The organism is Nocardia sp. SSK8, assembly GCF_037034205.1.
In the GTDB taxonomy this organism is placed as follows: Bacteria; Actinomycetota; Actinomycetes; order Mycobacteriales; family Mycobacteriaceae; genus Nocardia.
In genome coordinates, this window is the sequence record NZ_JBAGKD010000001.1 from 35,847 (window position 1) to 56,614 (window position 20,768).

Below are 20,768 nucleotides of genomic sequence, written 5' to 3' on the forward strand. Positions count from 1 at the left end.
CCTGTTTATCTGAACAGATGGACAGATGATAGGGGAGTTACACTGAACCTCGCCATGGGAGAGCCACGCACGCTGGACGGATCGCCGGTCGAACTCGGCCGCCGGGCGATCGGTGACGTCGAGATCCGGGCCTGGGCGCAGCGTTTCGACCTGCTCTCCGATCCCAGCCGCCTGGAGATCCTGCTGTGCCTGCACCGGGCGCCGGGCATCAGCGTGGGCGAACTGGCCGCCGCGCTCGGACGCAACGAGAACGCCATCTCCCAGGCGCTGCGGGTGCTGCGTCAGGAGGGCTGTGTCACCTCCACCCGCGCGGGCCGCACGGTGACCAACCGGCTGACCGACCCGATCATCCACGAGATCCTGCACACCATCGGCGCCCGGCACGCCTGAACAGCGCCGCGGTTCAAACGGATCCGGGCCGCACGATCATCAGCACCACCACGGCGGTCCACAGGAGGTTGTAGATCCGGGCCAGCATCGACAGCTGACGCAGGCGCTTGCCATCGTCGGGCTCGTCGAGGGCCTGGGTTCATCCGGCCCTGGATCGTGGCCAGGACGATGCCGATCACCGGAACGATGATCGCCAGCTCGGCGTAGCTGCCGGTGTGCGGCCCGGCGTGGATCGCTGGGCCGCACGGTCGTTCGGGCTACTTCAGGGCGACGCGTACGCCGTTGGAGAAGGCGGAGTCGTGGAATTCCACGGCGGCGGGGACGGTGCCCGGCGGGACGTCGAAGACCAGGACCATGGAGATCTTGTTGCCGGGGTTGATCTCGGCGGAGAGCTGGTCGTTGACATTGATCTCGGCGGTGGTGTCGTTGGCGAACTCGCGGCCCTGGTCGTCGATCAGCTTCTGGTTGGAGCCGAAGTAGTGCTGGGCCTCGGACGAGGTGTTGACGACGTCGACGTAGACCAGGATGAACTCGCCCTGGGCGGTCTTCTGCAGGAACTGGTTGTCGCCGACCGTGGTGACCGGCGGGTCCACCTTGGTGACCGTGAAGCCGAACTTGCCGTCGCGGACCTCGGTGCCCGCGGGGGCGGCCGAGGCCCGGCTCGCCTCGTTCTCGGCGACCTCCTCGGCGGCACTGCCGATCAGCGCGGCGCATCCGCCGAACAGGACGAGCACGGCCAGGACGAAGCCGCCCAGCACCCACGGCCAGACCTTCCGCTTGCGCGGGGGCTGCGGGTAGTAGGGCTGCTGCGGGGCGGCGGGGTACTGGGGGTTGGTCATGACATTTCTCCTTGGACGCGGGCACGGCTCATCGCGGCCGCTGTGGGCCGTCGAATGCGGGTGCTCGATGACGGAACTGACAGCGAAAGAGGTTGGCTAGCAGCATCTTTCGGTGCTGTTGAAGGCGCTTCCCGGTGGTTGGCGCGCCGTTGAGAAGGACGCTACACCGCCCACAACGAGAACGCAACAGAACAACAATGTTTTCATTGTGAATAGTGAAAACATGTGTACTGGTGTCGAGGGGAAGTCAATGAAGGTGTGTAGAGTTCGACCTCGACCCGAGGAGACGCATGCCAGACTCGACGCCCACCGTCGCCGCCGCCGAGATCTCCCGGCTGGCCGGTGTCACCCGCGCGACCGTCAGCAACTGGCGGCGCAGGCACGCCGACTTCCCCGCCCCCGTCCCGGGCGGCTCGGAATCCCGGCCGCTGTTCGACCTCGCCGAGGTGCAGCAGTGGTTGCGCGGGCACGGGGTAACCGCCGCCGACTCGCCGGTGCAGCGGCTGCGCACCCTGCTGCGCGCCGAGGTCGCGCCCGAGGAGGTCGCCGCGCTGATGAGCTTCGTCGCCGATCCCGGCGGTCCGGCGGGCGATGCCGTGCGCGAGGCCGTGCGGGCCGCGATCGAGGAGGTCGGGGTGCGGCAGACGTTGTCGGTGCTGGCCGAACGCGGACTCGACGGGCCCAGTACCGGTGTGTATCCCACCGATCAACCGGTGGCCGCGCTGATGGCCGACCTGCTCGCCGTCACCGGGACGCCCGCGTCGGTCCTCGACCCGTCCTGCGGTGGCGGCACGCTGCTGCTCGAGGCCGCCCGGACCGGCGCCACCCGGCTGGCGGGCCAGGACATCCTGCCCGTGCAGGCCGCCCGTGCCGCCGCGCTGCTCGGCACGCTGGCGCCGCGGGCCACCGCCGATATCCGCGCGGGTGACGCGCTGCTCGCCGACGCCTTCCCCGACCTCGAGGTCGACGGTGTCCTCGCCAATCCGCCCTACACGCAACGGGATTGGGGTGCGGACGAGCTGGCTCTGGACCCACGCTGGGTGTACTCGGTGCCCCCGCGCGGGGAGTCCGAGCTGGCCTGGGTTCAGCACGCGCTCGCGCATCTGCGTCCGGGCGGGACCGCGGTGCTGCTGTTGCCGCCCGCCGTGGCGGCGCGGTCCTCGGGGCGGCGGATCCGCATGGAACTCCTGCGCGGCGGGGCCCTGCGCGCGGTGATCGCGCTGCCGCCGGGTGCCTCGACGCCGCGTCAGGTGGGTCTGCAACTGTGGGTGTTGCGCAGGCCGGAACCGGGTCAGGTCATCGATACGCTGCTGTTCGCCGACACCACCCGGCTGCCGAATCCCGGTGGCGACCAGTCGAATTGGCAGGTCCTCGCCGACACCGTGGTCGAGGCGTGGCGGGCCTACGACGCCGGTGACGCGACCGGCGCGACCGTGGCCGAGGTGACCGCCGTGGTCCGGGTGATGGATCTGCTCGACGACGATGTCGACCTGACGCCCGCCCGTCAGGTGCGCGCCGCCGTCGATCCGGGCAGTGCCTCCGCCGCGGCGCACACCGCCATCGAGCTGCTCGGCGCGAACCTGACCGCGCTGCACGAGGTCGCCGACGCGGTGCGCGACTGGACGCCCGCGCCCGGCACGGCGTGGCGGCACGTGGCCGTGGGCAATCTGATCGCGGGCAAGGCGGTGCGCATCGTCACCGGCGCCGCCGACGCCCCCGCCGACGCCGCGCCACGCCCCATCCTCACCGGCCACGACCTGCTCGACAGCCGTCCACCCTCCGGCCTCACCACCCCCGGCGCCCCGGCCGGTGAACCGATCGAAGCCGGTGACGTGCTGGTCTCGCGCCTGCGCGACGACCACGGCGCCGCCCAGGGCGCCCGCGTCGCCGAGGACGCCGATATCGGCGCCGTCCCCGGCCCCGGCGTGCTCGTCTTCCGCACCGACCCCGACCGCGTCGACCCCTGGTTCTTCGCCGGTTTCATCGGCAGCCCCGACAATGCCGCCGCCACCTACGGCACCACCACCATCCGCCTCGACCCCGCCCGCCTCCGCATCCCCCTGCTCCCGCTCGCCGACCAGCAGCACTACGGCGCCGCCTTCCGCCGTCTCCACCAACTCCGCGTCACCGCCCGCGTCACCGCCGAGGCCGCCCGCTCCGCCGCCGACCTCATCGCCACCGGCCTCACCGCCGCCGCGCTGGAGCCACCCCGGGACTGACCTCGCCGCTGCCACCGGTCTCACCCGGTTGGGTGGGCGAGCCGGTGTGGTGCGCGCGGCTTACCGGTGGTTTCGGGGGTGGGAGGCAGTATCGTGCTCTGGTCCGTAGGAGGCGTCGGTCCGGGGGTTGCTGGGTGCGCGAGATCATCGACGGTCGGTACGAGATCACCGGGGCTCTCGGGGCCGGGGGGATGGGGCAGGTGCTGCTCGGGTACGACACCGTGCTGGACCGGGCGGTGGCGGTGAAGCGGATCGCGGTGCGGCAGTTCGCGTCCCGGGACGATCTGGCCGCGGAGTTCGTGGCGCGGTTCCGGCGCGAGGCCAGGGTGACCGCGCGCATCCGGCACCACGGGGTGCCGCAGGTCTATGACGCGGTGCTCGACGCGCAGGCCGACAGCGTGTATCTGGTGCTCGAGCACATCGACGGGACGACCTTGCGCGACTACCTCGCCGGGGCCGCCGCCCTGCCGGTGGAGGTCGCGGTCGCGATCGGCGCGCAGCTCGCGACGGTGCTGTCCTACGCGCACGCGCTGCCGGTGGTACACCGCGATCTCAAACCGGCGAATGTGCTGCTCACCCGCGACGGGGTGGTGAAGGTGATCGATTTCGGGATCGCCGCGCTGCTCGACGGGAGCACCAGCCGCATCACCCGCACCGGCTCGGTACTCGGCACGGCGGCGTACATGTCACCGGAGCTGGTGAACGGGCAGGAGGTCGGGCCGCGCGCCGACCTGTACGCGCTGGGCTGCATCCTGCACGAGATGTGCAGTGGGCGAAAGGTGTTCGAGGCACGCTCGGACTTCGACGCCTACAACCGCCACCTCACCGACACGCCCACCCCGCTGCGCACCCTGCGTCCCGAGGTGCCCGCCGCGCTCGAGGAACTCGTCCTCGGCCTGCTCGCCAAGAACCCGTCCGACCGGCCAGTCACCGCCCAGGACGTCTACCGGCGGCTGCTGCCGTACCTGCCTCGACCCGGCGCCCCCGCCCCCATCCTCCCGCCCGGCCAGCCGGACCCCACCCGCATCTACCGCTCCCCGAATCCCCCCGCCGACCTCGAATCCGCGCCCCCGGTCCCCGCCCGCCCGGCCGCCCGCCAGGCCGTGACCGAGGCGGGCTCCCTCGGCGACGCCGCCGCCCGCTATCGCGAACTGTGCGCCCTCGGCCGGTACGCCCAGGCCGCCCAGGCCCTGCTCGCCGTGGTCGAGGAGGTAGCCCGCCGCTACGGCCCCGACGGCACCGAAGCCGGTGACCTGCACCGCGATATCGCCCTCGCGCTAGCGCAGAGCGGGGAACAGCGCCGTGCCCTGACCGAATGGGAGCGGGTGGAAGCCATCGAACTGCGCGTCGGCGGCCCGAAGAGCCCGCGCCTGCGCCGCGCCCGCGTCGCCGCCATCGGCTGCCGCGCCGTCCTCGGCGAACTCACCGCCTCCGCCGCCGTCGACGAGCTGTATCGCCTCTTCGGCGAAATCCGCGGCACCGACGCCGAAACCGCCGAAGACGGCCTCCGCCTGCGCCTGGCCATCGCCGAATGGCTCCCCGCCACCGGCGACCACACCCGCGCCGAACGCTTCCTGACCCAACTCCGCACCGACCTCGCGATGCTCCGCCCCGCCGACGACCCCGTCCGCCGCCGCGTCGAAGAACTGGCCGCCGAACTCCGCCACTGACCCCGATCGGCTCGCCCACCGGCGGCCGAGGAGGGCACGCTGACTCCGCGGCGCTGATCCCAGGGCCGAAGGGGAAGTGGCGGCGGCTGGATGCGGCGTGCTGACGGGTCGGGATCGGTAGGTGCCGGGCATAGTTCGGGCTACGGACAGTGTCGGGGTGCCGGAGTAAGCTCCTCGCATCGCCGACGGGGGAGTGCGTCGGCCGTCGGTGCGGCCGTGTGGGTGCGGCGCGCGGAAGTGGAGTGCGTGCGGTGCGGCAGTGGATGGGCAAACTCGGCTGGCTGGTCGCCTTGCTGGTGGGGTTGTTCTGTGTGCTGATGGGAGTGGTCGGGTACTTCTCCGGGATCGGCAACAGCGACACGTTCGAGATCACGTTGGCGGTGGGCTTCTTCGTGTTCGGGACCGGCATCGCGGGCACGGCGATCTGGCAGCTCGCGGTCGGCGACCGGCGCAAACGGCGCGTCTACGGCCCCCACCCGGCCCCGTCACCCAGGCCGCAGGACGCCCCGGCACCGGTTACCCCGGCCCGCCCGATCCCGCACGCCCCCTACACCCCACCCCCGGCGCCGCTCGCCGCGGAAACCGTGGCGCAGACCCCGGATTGGGTGCGGCAGACCCGCAGCGCCCAGCACTGGCTGCCCTCCGGGATCCCGTACGCGAGTGCGCCGACCGGCATCCTCGGTGCCCCGGCGGATCTCGATCGCGACAGCGCCGCCACCATCCCGGTCCGGATCAGGGAGGCGGTGCGCGAGACCATCGCGATCGAGGGGCCGATCGAGCGGGCGGTGCTGGTGGCGCGGGTCGCGCAGCGGTTCGGGGTGCGCGCGCCCTCGGACAAACAGCAGATCCGGGTGCTCGGCGAGGTGCCGGAGAACCTGATGCGGGCCACCTCGCTGGGGGTGTTCGCCTGGCCCTCGGACCTGGATCCGGGTACGTGGCGCGGCTTCCGGTTCACCCCGCCCACCGTCGCCCGGCCGATCGAGACCATCTGCGCCGAGGAGATCGTCAACGCGATCACCCAGGTGGCGCAGCGGGATCGGCACAGTTTCGACGACATCGTCTGGGCCACCCTCACCCAGTTCGGCCACGACCGCACCGGGGCGGCCGAGGACCGGATCGAGGCCTGCCTCACCCAGGCCGTGCGCCGCGGCCGCCTGGCGCGTGATCCCGACGGCCGCTATCGCGCACTGGGTTAGGCGGGCAGAGCCGGTCTGGTGCGGGCGTGTACGACCTCGGGGGAGACGGTGACGATGTCGCACACGGCCAGCAGCCGCTCGGGCAGATCCTGCTCGAAGTGGGCCAGGCCCGCGGTGACCACGGCGGCGGCCCCGGTACTGGCGACGACATCGAGCAGCTTCCCGATCGGATCGGCGGTGCGATCACTGAAGACCACGGTCTTGGTACAGCGGTAGCCCATGCGCTCGGCTAGCGAACGGATCTGCGTTTCGTCCCAGGATTGGGCGACACCCGAGATGTCGCGGCGCAGATAACCGATCGCCGGTGGCTTCATGGGCATGACGGTACCGGCGCGCGGTGTCCGCATCGTGAACGCGAGCGAACGCGAGTCGAATTCGCAATCTGACCGATGCTCATTTCTGAATTCCCTCCGGCGGGGTGCCCACGCGTGATCTACTGCTGCCACCTCGGGCGGATCGACGCCTCGACGACGTGGTCGAGGGCGCCCGAACCTATCTGGAGACAACGATGGTGAACACAACAGTGCAGCGTGCGGCCGGATCGCTGGCCGCGATCGCGGTCGCGGCGGGCTTCGCGGTGGCGGCGGTGCCGGGGACCGCGGCGGCCGCGCCCGGTTCGATCAGCTGGAGCGACGGCAACAGCAAATTCACCAGGACGGTGTCGAACACCAACCCCGTCGTCGGCGACACGGTGACGGTGACGACCAAGTTCGAGCGCACCGGCATCCCGGTCGAGTACATCTACTCGATCAAGGACCTGCACCCCGCCTGCCTGACCCCCGTCCCGGGCTCGGCCAAGATGTCGGGCGACGCGGTGGCGATCGACACCTCGTCCTCGGACTGGATCCGCGCCGAGTTCGGCATCACCAAATACCCGGTGTACCCGAACATCTCGCCGAAGTCGCAGACCTTCGAGATCCAGTACACCGTCGGCGTGAACTGCGCCCGCGACACCCCGCTGCCGACCTCCATGCACTACGGCGGCTCGCTCGGTGACGGCACCTACCAGGGCAAGGGCCCGGCCATCACGGTCTCCAGCGACGCGGTGTCGAGCACGTCGATCACCGAGGTGACCGGCGCCCAGGTCGGCAAGGCGGTGACACTCGAGGCGAGCGTGTCCCCGGCCGCGGCGGGCGGGACCGTGCAGTTCAAGGCGGGCGACAATGTCCTCGGCGACATCCCGGTCGGCGCGAACGGCAAGGCGTCGATCGTCTGGACCCCCGGCGCGCCCGGCGCGTACACGATCGGCGCGACCTTCTCCGGCCGCAGCGGCGTGGCCAGTTCCTCGACCACCAAGGTGGTCACCGTGGCCGAGCTGCCCACCGATCCCGACCCGGGCGACGGCGGCGGCACCGGCACCGGCTCGTTCGGCTTCTAGCCGCGGGCCCCGGCACGGAACCGGTTGCTACCAGGTCTCGTTGGAGATCAGCGCGGTGAGCAGCTGACGGATCGCGGCGACGCGACGTTCCGTGCCGGGGAGCTGGTCCAGCGCGCACTCCGGGTCCGCGGGCGGGCCCAGGTGGGTGCAGCCGCGCGGGCAGTCCTCGATGGCGTCGGCCAGGTCGGTGAACGAGGCGATCACGTCGTCGGGGGTGATGTGGGCCAGGCCGAACGAGCGCACGCCGGGGGTGTCGATCACCCAGCCGCCGTCGGGCAGCGGCAGCGCCACCGACTGGGTGGAGGTGTGCTTGCCCTTGCCCACGCCGGACACCTCGCCCACGGCCCGATAGGCATCGGGCACAAGACGATTCACCATCGTCGACTTGCCGACCCCGGAGTGCCCGATGAGCGCGGAGAGCCGGTCGTCGAGGATCTCGCGCACCGGCTCGATCGGGTCGTCGATGCCCGCGTAGATGATCTTCAGATCCAGACCGTCGAAGGCGGCGGCGAATGCGGACTCCGCCACCAGATCCCGCTTGGTGAGTACCAAGATCGGTTCCAGCCCACCGGCGTACGCGGCGACCATCGCCCGCTCCACGAAACCGGTGCGCGGCGGGGGATCGGCCAGCGCCACCACGATGAACAGCTGTTCGGCATTGGCGACCACGATGCGCTCGAACGGGTCGGTGTCATCGGCGGTGCGGCGCAACACGGTCCGGCGGTCGGCGACCCGCACGATCCGGGCCAGGGTGTCGGGCTTACCGGTCAGATCGCCGACGACATCGACCTGATCGCCCACCACGATCGGGGTGCGGCCCAGTTCCCTGGCCCGCATGGCGACGATGCGGCGCTCGGCGTCCCCGTCGAGCACACAGCCCCAGCGGCCGCGATCCACCGAGACCACCATGGCGGACTCGGCGTCGCTGTGCTGCGGGCGGGTCTTGGTGCGCGGGCGCGAGGCTTTGCCCGGACGCACCCGCACATCGGATTCGTCGTAGCTGGCTGCGCTGCGGCCGCGGCGGCTCAGCGCACCGCTCCCTCACCCGATAACGCGGGGGCCAGCATCTGCTCCCACAGCGCCACGAAGGTCGGCAGGGTCTTGGCGGTGGTGCCGATGTCCTCGATCTCCACGCCCGGTACGCGCAGGCCGAGAATCGCACCCGCGGTGGCCATCCGGTGGTCGGCGTAGGAGTGCCACTGCCCGCCGTGCAGCGGGGCGGGCACGATCTCGAGGCCGTCCTCGGTCTCGGTGACATCGCCGCCGAGCTTGTTGATCTCGGTGGACAGCGCGGCGAGCCGGTCGGTCTCGTGGCCGCGCAGGTGCGCGATGCCGCGCAGGTAGGACGGCGAATCGGCCAGCGCCGCCAGCGCGGCGACGGTGGGGGTGAGCTCGCCGACATCGTGCAGGTCGATGTCGATCCCGGCCAGGCGCTCCGGGCCGCGCACGGTGAGGACGTTGTCGAACACGCGCGCCTCGGCGCCCATCCGGACCAGGATCTCGCGGATCACGTCACCGGGCTGAGTGGTGCCGCGCGGCCACATCGGCACGCTCACCTCGCCGCCGGTCACCGCGGCCGCGGCCAGGAACGGGGTGGCGTTGGACAGGTCGGGCTCGATCTCCCAGTCCACCGCGCGGATCGGGCCGGGCGAGACGGTCCAGGTCTGCGCGCTGCGCGAATCGGCCGGGGTGGACACCGCCACATCGGCGCGGCGCAGCATCTCCACCGTCATCTCGATGTGCGGCATCGAGGGCAGCTGCTTGCCGTCGTGGTGGACGGTGATGCCCTGCTCGAAGCGGGCCGCCGAGAGCAGTAGACCGGAGACGAACTGCGAGGAGCCGGAGGCGTCGATGGTGACGGTGCCGCCGCGCAGGCTGCCGGTGCCGTGCACGACGAACGGCAGGGCGTCGCCGTCGACATCGAGGCCGAGGGCGCGCAGCGCGTCGAGGATGGTGGACAGCGGGCGGTGGCGGGCCTGCTCGTCACCGAAGAAGGCGACATCGCCGGTGGCCAGGGCCGCGGCGGGCGGCAGGAACCGCATGATGGTGCCCGCCAGGCCGCAGTCCACGGCCGCGCTGCGCAGCGGAGCGGGGGTGACCTCGAGGGTCTCGGCGTCCCCGGTGATCCCGGTGCCCAGCGCGCGCAGGGCCGCGATCATCAGGTCGGTGTCGCGGCTGCGCAGGGCGCCGGTGAGGGTGGAGGGCCCGTCGGCGAGCGCGGCCAGGATCAGCGCGCGGTTGGTGATGGATTTCGAACCGGGCAGGGTCACGGTCGCGTGGACGGGGACCTCGATATGGGGCGCAGGCCAGAAACTCACCCGCCCATCCTCTCTCATGTGCGCCGCGGATACACCAGTGGTGGGCAAATCGGCGTGCCCGCGTGCGCTGCGTCACGTGAGGTTGTCGGACCCCGGTGCCAAGATGGGGTCATGTGTGGACGATATGCGACGACCACCAATCCGGCCCGGCTCGCCGCGGATCTCGACGCCGTCGACGAGACCGGCCTCGACTCCGCGCAGCCCGACGCGGGCGTCAGCTACAACGTCGCCCCCACCACCCAGGTGCTGACCGTGGTCGAGCGCCATGAGCACGGGGAGCCCGACGACGACCCCCGGTTACGCCTGCGCCAGATGCGCTGGGGACTGATCCCGACCTGGACCAAGGCGGCCGAACCGGGCGTCCCCGCCAAGGGCAGACCGCTGTTCAACGCCCGCGCCGACAAGGCCACCACCGCGCCCTCCTTCCGCGATTCGGCCAAGCGCAGGCGCTGCCTGGTGCCGATGGACGGCTGGTACGAATGGCTGGTCGAGCCCGCGCCGACCGAGCAGGGCAAGGCGGTCAAGCGCCCCTTCTACATGTCGCACGCCGACGGCTCGCCGCTCTACATGGCCGGGCTGTGGTCGGTGTGGCGCGATCACGACCAGCCCGACGCGACCCCGCTGCTGTCGTGCACGATCCTCACCACCGACGCGGTGGGCGCTCTAGCCGATATCCACGACCGCATGCCGCTGCCCATGCCCCGCGAACACTGGGACGCCTGGCTCGACCCCGACCACCCGGCCCCGGCCGAACTGCTGCTGCCGCCGTCGGCGGCCGAGGTCGCGACCATCACGGCGCGCCCGGTCTCCACGCTGGTCAACAATGTCCGCAACAACGGGCCCGAACTGCTAGCCCCGGAGTCCGTCGACGGCGGCGGGCACCCCGCCCTGTTCTGACCGCACCGCATCGATGCGGGCCGCACCGCGCCGGTAGCCTCGATCGCCGGTGCCGCCCGCGCGCCGGGCCCGGAGCGAGAGGAGCTGCCATGACCGTCGACGGCGGCCGCCTCGCCCGATGAGCCCGCTCACCGCGCGCCGCTTCGCGATCGATCTCGAACCGCTGCGGACCAGTCCGGCGTTCCGCACCCTCTTCGTGGCCCGCACGATCTCGGTGTTCGGCATCGGATTCCTGGTGGTGGCGTTGCCGATCCAGGTGTATCAGCTCACCGGGTCCACCGCGACCGTCGCGGCGGTGGCGACCGTCATCGGGGTCTCGGCCTTTCTCGGCACGCTGATCGGCGGGACCGCGGCCGACCACTTCGACCGGCGCACCGTCATCGTGGCCTCGCGCGCCGGGGCGACCCTGGGATTCGCCGTGCTCGCGGTGAACGCGATGCTGCCCGAACCCCGGCTGTGGGTGATCCTGCTGTGCGCCGTCGTCGACGGGCTGACCGGCGGCATCTCCGAAACGGCGCTGGTCGCGGCCATGCCCGGACTGATCCCGGCCGACAAACTGGCCGCGGGCGCGGCGCTCATGGCGCTCACCGCCGACCTCGGCTCGATGGCCGCGCCCGCACTGGCCGGGGTGCTCATCGCCTGGCTCGATGTCGCCGCCAACTACTGGCTGGCGGCCGTCGCGAGCCTGATCACCACGGTGCTCATCGCCCGGCTGGGCCGGATGATCGCCGAACGTGGGCACGACGAGTCACCGTGGCGGGCGGTGCTGTCGGGGTTCCGGTTCGTGCTCGGTCACCGGATCGTCGGCGCGGTGCTGCTGACGGGGTGCGTCACCATGCTGCTGTCGGGCTGGAATGTGCTCGTCCCGGCCTATGTGCACGAGGTGCTGCACGGCGGGGAGGCCACCGTGGGTCTGCTGTTCGCCGCGCCCGCGGTGGGCGCGGTGCTGGGTTCGCTCACCTCGGGCTGGACCGGCGCGATCCGCCGCGGCGGCCAGGTGATCTTCGTGGCCACCTTCGTCTCGGCGGCGGGCATCCTGGGCGCCGGGCTGGCCGGGACCACCGCGGTGGTGTTCGCCGGGCTGCTCGCGCACGGCGCGGGCCGGGTGGTCAGCGATATCACCCGCTTCGCCGTGGTGCAGGCCGAGACACCCGACGCGTTCCGCGGCCGGGTCTCGGGCCTGTGGACCGCCCAGCTGACCATCGCGCTCTCGCTGGGCGCGGTCCTCGCCGGGGTGGTGGCCGAGGCGGTGCCCACCCGCGCGGTCTTCCTGGTCTACGGCGGGGGCGGCTGTGTGCTCACCGTGCTGCTGTGGTGCCTGCTCGGCGGTCTGCGAGGGCACCACAGCGCGGCGGCGGTCAGCGCGCGGCCGTGATGGCCGCCAGCTGCGGGGTGATCCGTTCCAGCGCGAAGGCCAGCGACTTCGGGGTGCCCGCCGACAGCGCCAGGATCGCCGGATCGGCCTCGGGCAGCATCAGCGACCGCCCGTCGCGCACCACGGCCAGCGAGTTGATCAGGGTGTCGTCCTCCAGCGCGGTGAACGGCAGGGTGATGGTGGTGAACAGCGCGGCCTGGGCGTCCAGGTCACCGACCCGCTCCACCGGTACCTGCGCGAAGAACCCCGAGCTCTGCAACTGGGTCACCGGCGGATTGGGGACGAACCCGAGCTCACCGAAGAAGTCGAAGCGGGCGTCGCCGGGCAGGTAGGCGCCGTAGGCGGTGCCGTACTTGGCCGCGTAGACGAAGGTCTTGCCGTCGAACTCCGGATGCCCGGCCTTCACGGTCTGCTGGGCGGTCGTGGTCTCGCTGATCAGCCGGTCCGCCTCGGCGCGCTTGCCCAGCGCGGCGCCGATGAGCCGGGCCTGGGTCTGCCAGTTCACCGCGTAGTCGCCGGTGTCCTCGGGCGCGGTGACCACCGGCGCGATCTTGCTCAGATTCGTGGTGATGTCGTCGTCGTTCTTGGCCCGCACGTTCAGGATCAGATCCGGCTTCAGCTCCTCGATCTGCTGCATATTGAACTCGCCCGCGCTCTGCGAGGACAGTAGTTCCGGTGTGCTGCTCCCGAAATCGGCCACATCCCATTCGCCGACGCCCTTGGTGTCGGGCCCGAAGTTCATCCAGTCGTAGATGGCCACCGGCGGCACCCCCAGCTCCACCGCGACCGCGCCGTCCGACCAGCCCAGCGCGACCACCCGTGGCTGCGCGGGCAGGGTGAACCCCGGCGTGGCGTCCGGATCGTTGAACACCTCGTGGGTGTCGTTGTCGGATTTCACGCACGCGGTCGAAGCCAGGAGCATGCTCGCCACCACCGCAACGAGCACACCGATACGCCGTCTCGACATGGTTCTCCTCTTCCCGGTTGGGTGCCCGGCAGGCACGGTTCAGGTCTCCTCGACCCGGACCGCACCCTGGGCCAGTGGCACCACCAGCGGGGTTCCGGTCTGCGGATCGTCGATGACCTGCGAATACACGCCGAAGACCTGGTCGACCAGCTCGGCGGTGATGATCTCGCCCGGCGGGCCGACGGCGATGATCTCCCCGGCGCGCATGGCGATGATGTGCGAGGCGTAGCGGGCGGCCTGATTGAGATCGTGCAGCACCGCCACCAACGTGGTGCCCCGGCGATTGAGTTCGGTGCACAGCTCGAGCACCTCGATCTGGTGCCCGAGATCCAGATAGGTGGTCGGCTCGTCGAGCAGCAGGATCGGCGTCTCCTGGGCCAGCGCCATCGCGATCCACACCCGCTGCCGCTGCCCACCCGAGAGCGCCTCCACTCGCCGGGTGGACAGCTCGGTGAGCCGGGTGACCTGCAAGGCGAAGTCGACCGCGTGCTGATCGGCGTCGGTCCACTGCCGGAACATCGTCTGATACGGGAACCGCCCGCGCGAGACCAGATCGATGATGGTGATGCCCTCCGGCGCGATCGACTGCTGCGGCAGCAGGCCCACCTCCCGGGCGAACTCCTTGCCGCCGTACCCGGCGACCGCGCGCCCGTCGAGCAGGACCGTGCCGTGCTCGGGCCGCAGCAGCCGCGACAAGGTGCGCAGCAGCGTCGACTTGCCACACGCGTTGGGCCCCACGATGACGGTGAACGACCCGTCCGGCACCACCACGTCCAGATCGGCGATCACGGTGCGATCGCCATAGCCCACCCGCAGCCCGCTGCCGGTGAGCCGCCCGTCGCCGATCGTCGTTTCGCTGGTCACGGTCGTGCCTTTCGGGACTGGGCGAGCAGGAGGAACAGCAGATACAGCCCACCCAGCGAGGTGGTGACCACCCCGACCGGCAGCTGGGTCTCCGGCGCGAGGACCGTGCGGGCCACCGCCTCGCTGGAGACCAGCAGCGTCGCCCCGACCGCCGCCGAGGTGACCAGCGGAATCCCCGCGCTGGGCGTGATCCGCGCCGCCACCTGCGGGGCGACCAGCGCGACGAAGGCGATCGGCCCGGCGATGGCGGTGGTGGCCGCGGCGAAACCCACGCCGATCACCAGCAGCAGCACCTGGGTGCGGGCGGTGTCGACGCCCTTGCTCGCCGCCGAATCGGTGCCCAGCTCGAACATCCGCATCCGCGGCGCCACCACGATCAGCGCGGGCACCAGCACCGCCAGCGTGACGAAGACCGGGACGGTGTCGGTCATTGTGAGATTGCGCAGATTGCCCATGCCCCAGGCCGCCGCGACCCCGGCGTTCTGCACGTCCGAGGTGGCGATCAGATAGCCGTTGAACGACAGCAGCATCGCCGAGACGCCGATGCCGACGATGATGAACCGGTAGTTGCCGGTCCCGCCGCGCATGCCGAGGAAATACACCACCAGCGCGGTCGCCAGACAGCCGAGCAGCGCGCCGATCGTCGCCCCGCCCGAGCCGAGCCCGAGCACCAGCATGGCCACCAGCGCGCCGGTATTGGCGCCGGTGGTGAAGCCGATGATGTCCGGGCTGCCCAGCGGATTGCGGGTGATGGTCTGGAAGATCGCGCCCGACAGCGCCAGCGAGGCCCCGCCGAGAATCGCGGTGACCACCACGGGCAGCCAGGTGGCGACATGATTGGCCGGGGCGCCGGAGACCTGCCCGGTGAGCACCCGCAGCACCTCGACGAACCCCAGCCCGGGCGCGCGGGTGGTACTCGCGCCCAGCGACCAGACCCCCACCACGGCCGTGACCAGCACCAGCACCACGGTGATCAGCGCCGCCGTCAGGTCCACCCGCAGGCTCAGCCCGAGCCGGGGCACCCGCACGAAACGCACCCGGCTCGGCCAGCGGGCCCGGGTCGGCGTGCTCGCGGTGGTCACCATTGCGAGCCCTTCTCCTCGCGGGCCAGCCAGATCAGCACGGGCGCGCCGAGAAAGGCCGTCACCATGCCGACCGGCAGTTCGCTCGCGGTCGCGACGCGAGCCAGCAGATCCGAGCCGACCAGCACGATCGGCCCGACCACCAGGCACAGCGGGATCATCCAGCGATGGTCCGGGCCGACCACCATCCGCACCGCGTGCGGCACCATCAGCCCGACGAAGGTGATCGGCCCGATCGCCGCGGTGGCCGCGCCGCACAGCACGGTGACCACCACGAACCCGGCCGCGCGCACCGCTGTCACCGGCACCCCGAGCGCGTTGGCGCGATCGTCACCGAGGGCCAGCGCGTTGAGATACCCGGCCAGCGCCACCGCCCCGGCCAGCCCGAGCAGCACCAGCGGCCAGGTGGCCGAGAGCTGCGGCCAGCCACGCCCGTCGAGGGTCCCGATGAGTAGGCCGCGGATGGCGTCGAAGGTGCGCGGATGGATCATGGTGAGCGCGAAGGCGAGTCCGCTCAGCATCGAGGCGATGGCCACGCCGGTGAGCACCAGCTTGGCCGGGCTGGCCCCGCCGACCCCGCGCGAACCCACGAAGTAGACCAGCACCGAGGCGGCGAACGCCCCGCCCAGCGCCCACCAGAGGTAGTCGGTGCCCGCGGCCCCCACCATGACCGAGCCGAGCACCATGGCGAAGTACGCGCCGGAGTTCACGCCCAGGATGCCGGGGTCGGCCAGCGGATTGCGGGTGAGGCCCTGCATCACCGCCCCGGCCACGCCGAGCGCGGCGCCGACCAGCGCGGCCAGCAGGGTGCGGGGGATTCGCTGCTCCCGGATGACACCCAGCGTGGTCGGGCCGCCCTCGTTGAACAGCGCCGACCACGCCTCGTGCACGGTGAAATCGCCACTGCCCACGAACAGTCCACCCGCCAGCAGCGCGATCAGGAGCACTACCAGCAGTATGAGCGCACCGGACCGGGACAGCGTGGTCCGCGGTGCGGTCTGGGTGGCTCGGGACACAGCGATGGATCCTCGCTTCGCAACGCTCCGGTCTGGTGGCCGAGAACGCTGCTGCCACCGCTCGCAGTTAGTTTAGCCTCAGATTAACTGGCGGTGGCGGAGCCGCGCGGGGGAGTCAGAGGGGGCAGGGCACCGAGTCGGTGGCGATGTTCAAGCCGCACTTGATGATGCCGGTGGCCAGGTCGAGGAGTTCGGTGGCGACGCCGCCGCCGAGCTTCTCGGCCTTGTCGGCCTGTTCGTTCTGTTCCGGGGCGGCCTGCGGTGAGTTCTTCGGGGTGCCTTGCCCGTTGAGCGGGTAGTCGCCCGGCTCGGTCGGCGCGGACGGGGCCACCGGCGGGATCGCGGTGGCCGGTGCCGCGAAGGCGACGGCGCCGAACGTGAGGACCAGGGCACCGGACAGGGTGGCGATCGTCGAACGAGTGGACATCTCTCGCATCACATCCTCGGGTCGAATCGGTCGTACCGGGCGCGGAATGCGTCGCGAGGCATTCGGAACGAGACCCCCGACCGGATGGCTAGCCGGTGATCGCGGCGGTGACCGCGCCGCTCGCGCGCACCAGATCCGCCGGGGCCAGCTCGATTTCGAGCCCGCGCCTGCCCGCGCTGCACAGCACCCGATCCCAGCCCAGCGCGGACTCGTCGAGCACCGTCGGCAGCGTCTTGCGCTGACCCAGCGGCGAGACCCCGCCCAGCACATAGCCGGTGGTGCGCTCGGCCTTGGTCTTGTCGGCCATCGCCGCCTTCGGCGCGCCCAGCGCCGCCGCGGCCGCCTTGAGCGCCAGCTTGGCGGGCACCGGCAGCACCGCCACCGCGAGCGCGCCGGTGGACAGCTCGATCACCAGCGTCTTGAAGATCTGCTCCGGACGCACGCCCAGCGCGGTACCCAGGGCGTCCACGGCCTCCTCGCCGTAGGACGCCGCGCGCGGGTCGTGGGCGTAGGAGTGGACCCGGTGCGCGATGCCCGCGCTGGTGAGGGCCTTGATCGCGGGCGTGGACGCGGCTGCCATGTTCGTCACCCTAGTGGCGCACGCAACCAGATTTCGCCGCCGAACGGGAACACCGGCGCGGGGGTGCCTGTTGTAGTCGGGTGAACGAGCCCACCCGCCGAGCGACGCGAAGGAGAGATAGTGACAGTGCTGCTCGAGGAGCGTCCCAGCGCCGTGCGGGGTGCGCGATTGCCGTCCGATTCCGCCGAGCCGGTAGATTTGCCTACTACGGCGATCGAAGGGATTGGTGTGACGAGCGACGACGACGTGGAGTCCGGCGCAGAAGTCGACGAAGCCGAGCTGGCGGCGCGGTTCGAGCGCGACGCGCTCCCGATGCTGGACCAGCTCTACGGTGCCGCCCTGCGGATGACCAGGAACCCGGCCGACGCCGAGGACCTGGTGCAGGAGACATACGTCAAGGCATTCCAGGGGTTCAAGTCCTTCAAGGAGGGCACCAACCTGCGGGCCTGGCTGTACCGCATCCTGACCAACACCTACATCAACTCCTATCGCAAGAAGCAGCGTCAGCCCGCGCAGTACCCGACCGACGAGATCACCGACTGGCAGCTCGCGGCCACCGCCGAACACTCCTCGACGGGCCTGCGCTCGGCCGAGGTGGAGGCCCTGGACGCGCTGCCCGACGACGAGATCAAGGCCGCGCTGCAGCAGCTGCCCGAAGAGTTCCGGATGGCGGTGTACTACGCCGACGTCGAGGGCTTCCCGTATAAGGAAATCGCCGACATCATGGGCACCCCGATCGGTACCGTGATGTCCCGGCTGCACCGCGGCCGCAAGCAACTCAAGAGTTTGCTCGCCGATGTGGCGCGCGAACGGGGATTCGACCGTGGGGAACGCCAGGAGGTTACGAAGTGAGCGACCCCGATATGGAGATGGACTGCACCGCGGTACTCGCCGATGTGTGGCTCATGCTCGACGGCGAATGCGATCAGGCCACCCGGGAGCGCCTGCAGCAGCACATGGACCACTGCAGTCCGTGCATCGAGGCCTACGGCATCGAGGAGAAGATCAAGGGCCTGCTCAGCCGCAAATGCGGTGGTGAGCACGCCCCCGAGGGGCTGCGCGACCGGCTGAAGCTGGAGATCCACCGCTCGATCACGGTCACCAGGATCGAGACCACCGAGGGCTGACACCCCCGGCACAGACACGGAAAAGGGGCACCCATCGGGTGCCCCTTTTCCGTATCCGAACCAAGCTCAGGCGTTGGGCCGCTTGCCGTGGTTGGCTGCGTTGCCCTTACGGCTGCGCTTCTTACGTCCACGCTTACCCATCGGTAGCTCCCTTCTGTGGGTCCTCCCCGCCGGAGCGCGGAGCACAATCTGATCGACAGCCATTGTTTCATGTGTGATTGGCTGTAGCTTCGGCGGATACGGCCATCGCCTCTCGCGGTGGCCGAACGACTAACGAACGGGGTGTCATGCCTGAAGAAGTGCGCGCGGAGATGGTCTCGACCGTGCTCGCTGTCGAGGTGGCGGTGGGTGAGCATGTCCAGGTCGACCAGACGCTGGTGCTGCTCGAGTCGATGAAGATGGAGATCCCGGTGCTCACCGAGATCGAGGGCGACATCACCTCGGTCGACGTCGCGCCGGGCCAGGTGCTACAGGCGGGCGACCTGATCGCCACGATCGCCTAGCACCGGAGAGGGAACAAGCGGTAGATCCCCGTGGCAACACTGAGCGAGCTCCTGGCCGAACACACCGACCTTCCCGGCATGGCCGTGGACCATCTGCAACGGGTGGTGGGCGATTGGCAGTTGCTCGCCGACCTCTCGTTCTCGGATCTGCTGCTCTGGGTCGGGGCGGGACCGGTCGCCGAGGGCGCCGACGTCGTGTGTGTCGCCCAGATCCGTCCGACGACGGCGCCCACCGTCCATCTCGACGACAAGGTGGGCACCACCGCCTCGCGCACCGATTTCCCGCAGGTGTTCGACGCGCTGCTCGCCGGTGAGCCGGTGCGCACCGACACCGAGGTCGAGGTGAGCGGGGTCTATCACCCCAGTCCGATGCACGCGGTGCGGGAGGCCATTCCGGTGCGCTGCGGGGAGGACGTGATCGCGGTGCTCAGCCGCGACTCGGACCTGCAGCGCTCGCGGGTGCGCAGCACCCTGGAGACGGCCTACGTCTCCTGCGCCGACGACCTGTGCCGGATGATCGCCGACGGCAGTTTCCCCACCCCGGAGGATCGCGCGGCCACGCATTCCAGCCCGCGCGCGGGCGACGGTTTCATCCGGCTCGACACCGACGGCATCGTGGTCTACGCCAGCCCCAACGCGCTGTCGGCCTATCACCGGATGGGCATGCAGGCCGATCTGGTCGGCCAGGACCTGGCTGTCACCACCCGCTCGCTGATCACCGATCCGTTCGACGCGCAGGAGGTCGTCGCCGATATCCAGGCCGCGCTGGCCGGGCGCACCGGCAGGCGGATGGAGGTCGAGGCCCGCGGCGCGACGGTGCTGCTGCGCACGCTGGTGATGCGCCCCGGCGGCGAGCTGGCCGGGCCCGCGGTGCTGGTGCGCGACGTCACCGAGGTGAAGCGGCGCGACCGCGCGCTGCTCAGCAAGGACGCCACCATCCGCGAGATCCACCACCGGGTGAAGAACAATCTGCAGACCGTGGCGGCGCTGCTACGCCTGCAGGCGCGCCGCACCGAGAACCCGGAAGCCCAAGTGGCACTGACGGAATCGGTGCGCCGGGTCACCTCCATCGCCTCGGTGCACGAGATGCTGTCGATGTCGGTGGACGAAGAGGTCGATCTCGACGAGGTGGTCGACCGGTTGCTGCCGATCATGGCCGATGTGGCCACCGTGCACACCGCGCGGATCAAGGTGCGCCGCGCGGGCTCGCTCGGGGTGTTCTCCGCCGAACGGGCCACGCCGCTGGTGATGGTGCTGACGGAGCTGGTGCAGAACGCGATCGAGCACGCCTTCGACCCTGGCCAGAACGGCACCGTGACGATTCGCTCCGAGCGCTCGGCGCGCTGGCTCGACGTGATCATCAGCGACGACGGCCGCGGCCTGCCCGCGGGCTTCAGCCTGGAGAGTTCCGACCGGCTGGGGCTGCAGATCGTGCGCACGCTGGTGACCTCGGAACTGGGTGGCTCGATCGGGCTGCATCCCGGTGCCGAGGTGGGGACCGACGCGGTGTTGCGGGTGCCGCTGGGGCGCCGGTCCGCGCGCTGAAAACCGCTGTAGGGCAACAATAAACCCGGCACCGCGAGGTGCCGGGTTCTCACATGCGTTACCGGGCCGAGGCTGGATGGCCCGGCAACGCCTCCTCGTCGACTAGACGGAGGTGCGCGTACGGGTGCGCGCGTTACGCCGCTTGAGCGCGCGACGCTCGTCTTCGCTCATTCCACCCCACACGCCGGCATCCTGCCCGGACTTCAGGGCCCACGACAGGCAATCGGCGGTGACGGGGCAGCGGGCGCAGACCAGCTTGGCATCGGCAATCTGCGCGAGCGCAGGACCACTGTTACCCACCGGGAAGAACAGCTCGGGGTCCTCATCGCGACAGATGGCCTTGTGGCGCCAGTCCATTCCTCTGCTCCTTTGCGC

At 70.9% G+C, this 20,768-nt stretch carries 23 protein-coding genes; 11 read left to right on the plus strand and 12 right to left on the minus strand.

Translation table 11 applies throughout. The annotated features are described in order from the left end of the window. Positions 1-54 precede the first annotated feature (54 nt). Entirely contained in the window at positions 55-390 is a 336-nt protein-coding gene (locus WA675_RS00170) for an ArsR/SmtB family transcription factor (RefSeq protein ID WP_336080869.1), read from the plus strand. 257 nt (positions 391-647) lie between these two features. On the opposite strand, the gene WA675_RS00175 is transcribed toward WA675_RS00170, so the two are convergent. After that, positions 648-1,229: a DUF4352 domain-containing protein gene (locus WA675_RS00175; RefSeq protein ID WP_336080870.1), complete on the minus strand. Its 582-nt coding sequence runs from the start codon at positions 1,227-1,229 to the stop codon at positions 648-650. Between the two features lie 290 nt (positions 1,230-1,519). On the opposite strand from WA675_RS00175, the gene WA675_RS00180 reads away from it, so the two are divergent. From WA675_RS00180 to WA675_RS00190, 3 genes are all read left to right on the plus strand, one after another. Continuing rightward, on the plus strand, positions 1,520-3,448 hold the full coding sequence (locus WA675_RS00180) for an N-6 DNA methylase (RefSeq protein WP_336080871.1): 1,929 nt from the start codon (positions 1,520-1,522) through the stop codon (positions 3,446-3,448). A 134-nt stretch (positions 3,449-3,582) separates the two neighbouring features. Beyond that, a complete protein-coding gene (locus tag WA675_RS00185) occupies positions 3,583-5,118 on the plus strand; it encodes a serine/threonine-protein kinase (RefSeq protein WP_336080873.1) in 1,536 nt (511 codons plus the stop codon). Between the two features lie 242 nt (positions 5,119-5,360). Continuing rightward, complete coding sequence (locus WA675_RS00190) at positions 5,361-6,314, plus strand: DUF3320 domain-containing protein (protein ID WP_336080875.1); 954 nt, start codon at positions 5,361-5,363, stop codon at positions 6,312-6,314. On the opposite strand, the gene WA675_RS00195 is transcribed toward WA675_RS00190, so the two are convergent. Continuing rightward, positions 6,311-6,628 (minus strand): hypothetical protein, encoded by a 318-nt coding sequence (locus WA675_RS00195; RefSeq protein WP_336080876.1) that lies wholly within the window; start codon positions 6,626-6,628, stop codon positions 6,311-6,313. The two genes, WA675_RS00190 and WA675_RS00195, sit on opposite strands and share 4 nt — an antisense overlap. 194 nt (positions 6,629-6,822) lie before the next feature. Here WA675_RS00195 and WA675_RS00200 point away from each other — a divergent pair, with 194 nt between their 5' ends. Further along, the gene (locus tag WA675_RS00200) at positions 6,823-7,692 is read left to right on the plus strand and encodes an Ig-like domain-containing protein (RefSeq protein ID WP_336080878.1); all 870 of its coding nucleotides are present in this window, start codon (positions 6,823-6,825) and stop codon (positions 7,690-7,692) included. Between the two features lie 27 nt (positions 7,693-7,719). Here WA675_RS00200 and rsgA read toward each other — a convergent pair whose 3' ends face one another. Further along, a complete protein-coding gene (gene rsgA, locus WA675_RS00205; protein WP_336081814.1) occupies positions 7,720-8,721 on the minus strand; it encodes a ribosome small subunit-dependent GTPase A in 1,002 nt (333 codons plus the stop codon). Continuing rightward, positions 8,718-10,028 (minus strand): 3-phosphoshikimate 1-carboxyvinyltransferase, encoded by a 1,311-nt coding sequence (aroA, locus tag WA675_RS00210; RefSeq protein WP_336080880.1) that lies wholly within the window; start codon positions 10,026-10,028, stop codon positions 8,718-8,720. The genes rsgA and aroA overlap by 4 nt, the downstream gene beginning before the upstream one ends. 93 nt (positions 10,029-10,121) lie before the next feature. Here aroA and WA675_RS00215 point away from each other — a divergent pair, with 93 nt between their 5' ends. After that, positions 10,122-10,907: an SOS response-associated peptidase gene (locus tag WA675_RS00215; protein WP_336080882.1), complete on the plus strand. Its 786-nt coding sequence runs from the start codon at positions 10,122-10,124 to the stop codon at positions 10,905-10,907. Positions 10,908-11,025: 118 nt separating this feature from the next. Beyond that, positions 11,026-12,282, plus strand: a complete 1,257-nt coding sequence (entS, locus tag WA675_RS00220; RefSeq protein ID WP_336080883.1) for an enterobactin transporter EntS — start codon at positions 11,026-11,028, stop codon at positions 12,280-12,282. On the opposite strand, the gene WA675_RS00225 is transcribed toward entS, so the two are convergent. The 6 genes from WA675_RS00225 to ybaK form a co-directional block, all read right to left on the minus strand. Then, a complete protein-coding gene (locus WA675_RS00225) occupies positions 12,266-13,249 on the minus strand; it encodes an ABC transporter substrate-binding protein (protein ID WP_336080885.1) in 984 nt (327 codons plus the stop codon). The genes entS and WA675_RS00225 overlap by 17 nt on opposite strands. Before the next feature lie 39 nt (positions 13,250-13,288). Continuing rightward, on the minus strand, positions 13,289-14,113 hold the full coding sequence (locus tag WA675_RS00230; protein ID WP_336080887.1) for an ABC transporter ATP-binding protein: 825 nt from the start codon (positions 14,111-14,113) through the stop codon (positions 13,289-13,291). Further along, positions 14,110-15,198 (minus strand): FecCD family ABC transporter permease, encoded by a 1,089-nt coding sequence (locus WA675_RS00235; RefSeq protein ID WP_336080889.1) that lies wholly within the window; start codon positions 15,196-15,198, stop codon positions 14,110-14,112. The genes WA675_RS00230 and WA675_RS00235 overlap by 4 nt, the downstream gene beginning before the upstream one ends. Next, positions 15,192-16,142, minus strand: a complete 951-nt coding sequence (locus tag WA675_RS00240) for a FecCD family ABC transporter permease (protein ID WP_336080890.1) — start codon at positions 16,140-16,142, stop codon at positions 15,192-15,194. The genes WA675_RS00235 and WA675_RS00240 overlap by 7 nt, the downstream gene beginning before the upstream one ends. Positions 16,143-16,326: 184 nt before the next feature. Next, positions 16,327-16,638, minus strand: coding sequence for a hypothetical protein (locus tag WA675_RS00245; RefSeq protein ID WP_336080892.1), 312 nt, complete (start codon positions 16,636-16,638; stop codon positions 16,327-16,329). Between the two features lie 88 nt (positions 16,639-16,726). After that, a complete protein-coding gene (gene ybaK, locus WA675_RS00250; RefSeq protein WP_336080894.1) occupies positions 16,727-17,218 on the minus strand; it encodes a Cys-tRNA(Pro) deacylase in 492 nt (163 codons plus the stop codon). Positions 17,219-17,446: 228 nt separating this feature from the next. On the opposite strand from ybaK, the gene WA675_RS00255 reads away from it, so the two are divergent. Continuing rightward, a complete protein-coding gene (locus tag WA675_RS00255; RefSeq protein WP_336080896.1) occupies positions 17,447-18,070 on the plus strand; it encodes a sigma-70 family RNA polymerase sigma factor in 624 nt (207 codons plus the stop codon). Between the two features lie 11 nt (positions 18,071-18,081). Beyond that, entirely contained in the window at positions 18,082-18,345 is a 264-nt protein-coding gene (gene rsrA, locus WA675_RS00260) for a mycothiol system anti-sigma-R factor (RefSeq protein WP_336081815.1), read from the plus strand. Positions 18,346-18,411: 66 nt separating this feature from the next. Here rsrA and WA675_RS27355 read toward each other — a convergent pair whose 3' ends face one another. After that, positions 18,412-18,486, minus strand: a complete 75-nt coding sequence (locus WA675_RS27355) for a 50S ribosomal protein bL37 (protein ID WP_022597109.1) — start codon at positions 18,484-18,486, stop codon at positions 18,412-18,414. 146 nt (positions 18,487-18,632) lie between these two features. Between WA675_RS27355 and WA675_RS00265 the strand changes: the two genes are divergently transcribed. Then, positions 18,633-18,848, plus strand: coding sequence for a biotin/lipoyl-binding carrier protein (locus WA675_RS00265; protein WP_278263399.1), 216 nt, complete (start codon positions 18,633-18,635; stop codon positions 18,846-18,848). Between the two features lie 30 nt (positions 18,849-18,878). Next, complete coding sequence (locus tag WA675_RS00270) at positions 18,879-20,393, plus strand: sensor histidine kinase (protein ID WP_336080898.1); 1,515 nt, start codon at positions 18,879-18,881, stop codon at positions 20,391-20,393. 102 nt (positions 20,394-20,495) lie between these two features. Here the strand turns inward: WA675_RS00270 and WA675_RS00275 are convergent, their stop codons facing one another. Continuing rightward, a complete protein-coding gene (locus WA675_RS00275; protein ID WP_022567051.1) occupies positions 20,496-20,750 on the minus strand; it encodes a WhiB family transcriptional regulator in 255 nt (84 codons plus the stop codon). Positions 20,751-20,768 lie beyond the last annotated feature (18 nt).

What these genes read in the sequence shown, in the direction of transcription:
- entS (WP_336080883.1), top strand. Translation starts at nt 11,026, where the DNA reads ATGAGCCCGCTCACCGCGCGCCGCTTCGCGATCGATCTCGAACCGCTG.
- WA675_RS00180 (WP_336080871.1), top strand. Translation starts at nt 1,520, where the DNA reads ATGCCAGACTCGACGCCCACCGTCGCCGCCGCCGAGATCTCCCGGCTG.
- WA675_RS00265 (WP_278263399.1), top strand. Translation starts at nt 18,633, where the DNA reads ATGCCTGAAGAAGTGCGCGCGGAGATGGTCTCGACCGTGCTCGCTGTC.
- WA675_RS00175 (WP_336080870.1), bottom strand. Translation starts at nt 1,229, where the DNA reads ATGACCAACCCCCAGTACCCCGCCGCCCCGCAGCAGCCCTACTACCCG.
- WA675_RS00235 (WP_336080889.1), bottom strand. Translation starts at nt 15,198, where the DNA reads ATGGTGACCACCGCGAGCACGCCGACCCGGGCCCGCTGGCCGAGCCGG.
- aroA (WP_336080880.1), bottom strand. Translation starts at nt 10,028, where the DNA reads ATGAGAGAGGATGGGCGGGTGAGTTTCTGGCCTGCGCCCCATATCGAG.
- rsrA (WP_336081815.1), top strand. Translation starts at nt 18,082, where the DNA reads ATGGAGATGGACTGCACCGCGGTACTCGCCGATGTGTGGCTCATGCTC.
- WA675_RS00170 (WP_336080869.1), top strand. Translation starts at nt 55, where the DNA reads ATGGGAGAGCCACGCACGCTGGACGGATCGCCGGTCGAACTCGGCCGC.
- WA675_RS00245 (WP_336080892.1), bottom strand. Translation starts at nt 16,638, where the DNA reads ATGTCCACTCGTTCGACGATCGCCACCCTGTCCGGTGCCCTGGTCCTC.
- WA675_RS00225 (WP_336080885.1), bottom strand. Translation starts at nt 13,249, where the DNA reads ATGTCGAGACGGCGTATCGGTGTGCTCGTTGCGGTGGTGGCGAGCATG.
- WA675_RS00195 (WP_336080876.1), bottom strand. Translation starts at nt 6,628, where the DNA reads ATGAAGCCACCGGCGATCGGTTATCTGCGCCGCGACATCTCGGGTGTC.
- WA675_RS00215 (WP_336080882.1), top strand. Translation starts at nt 10,122, where the DNA reads ATGTGTGGACGATATGCGACGACCACCAATCCGGCCCGGCTCGCCGCG.
- ybaK (WP_336080894.1), bottom strand. Translation starts at nt 17,218, where the DNA reads ATGGCAGCCGCGTCCACGCCCGCGATCAAGGCCCTCACCAGCGCGGGC.
- WA675_RS00275 (WP_022567051.1), bottom strand. Translation starts at nt 20,750, where the DNA reads ATGGACTGGCGCCACAAGGCCATCTGTCGCGATGAGGACCCCGAGCTG.
- WA675_RS00200 (WP_336080878.1), top strand. Translation starts at nt 6,823, where the DNA reads ATGGTGAACACAACAGTGCAGCGTGCGGCCGGATCGCTGGCCGCGATC.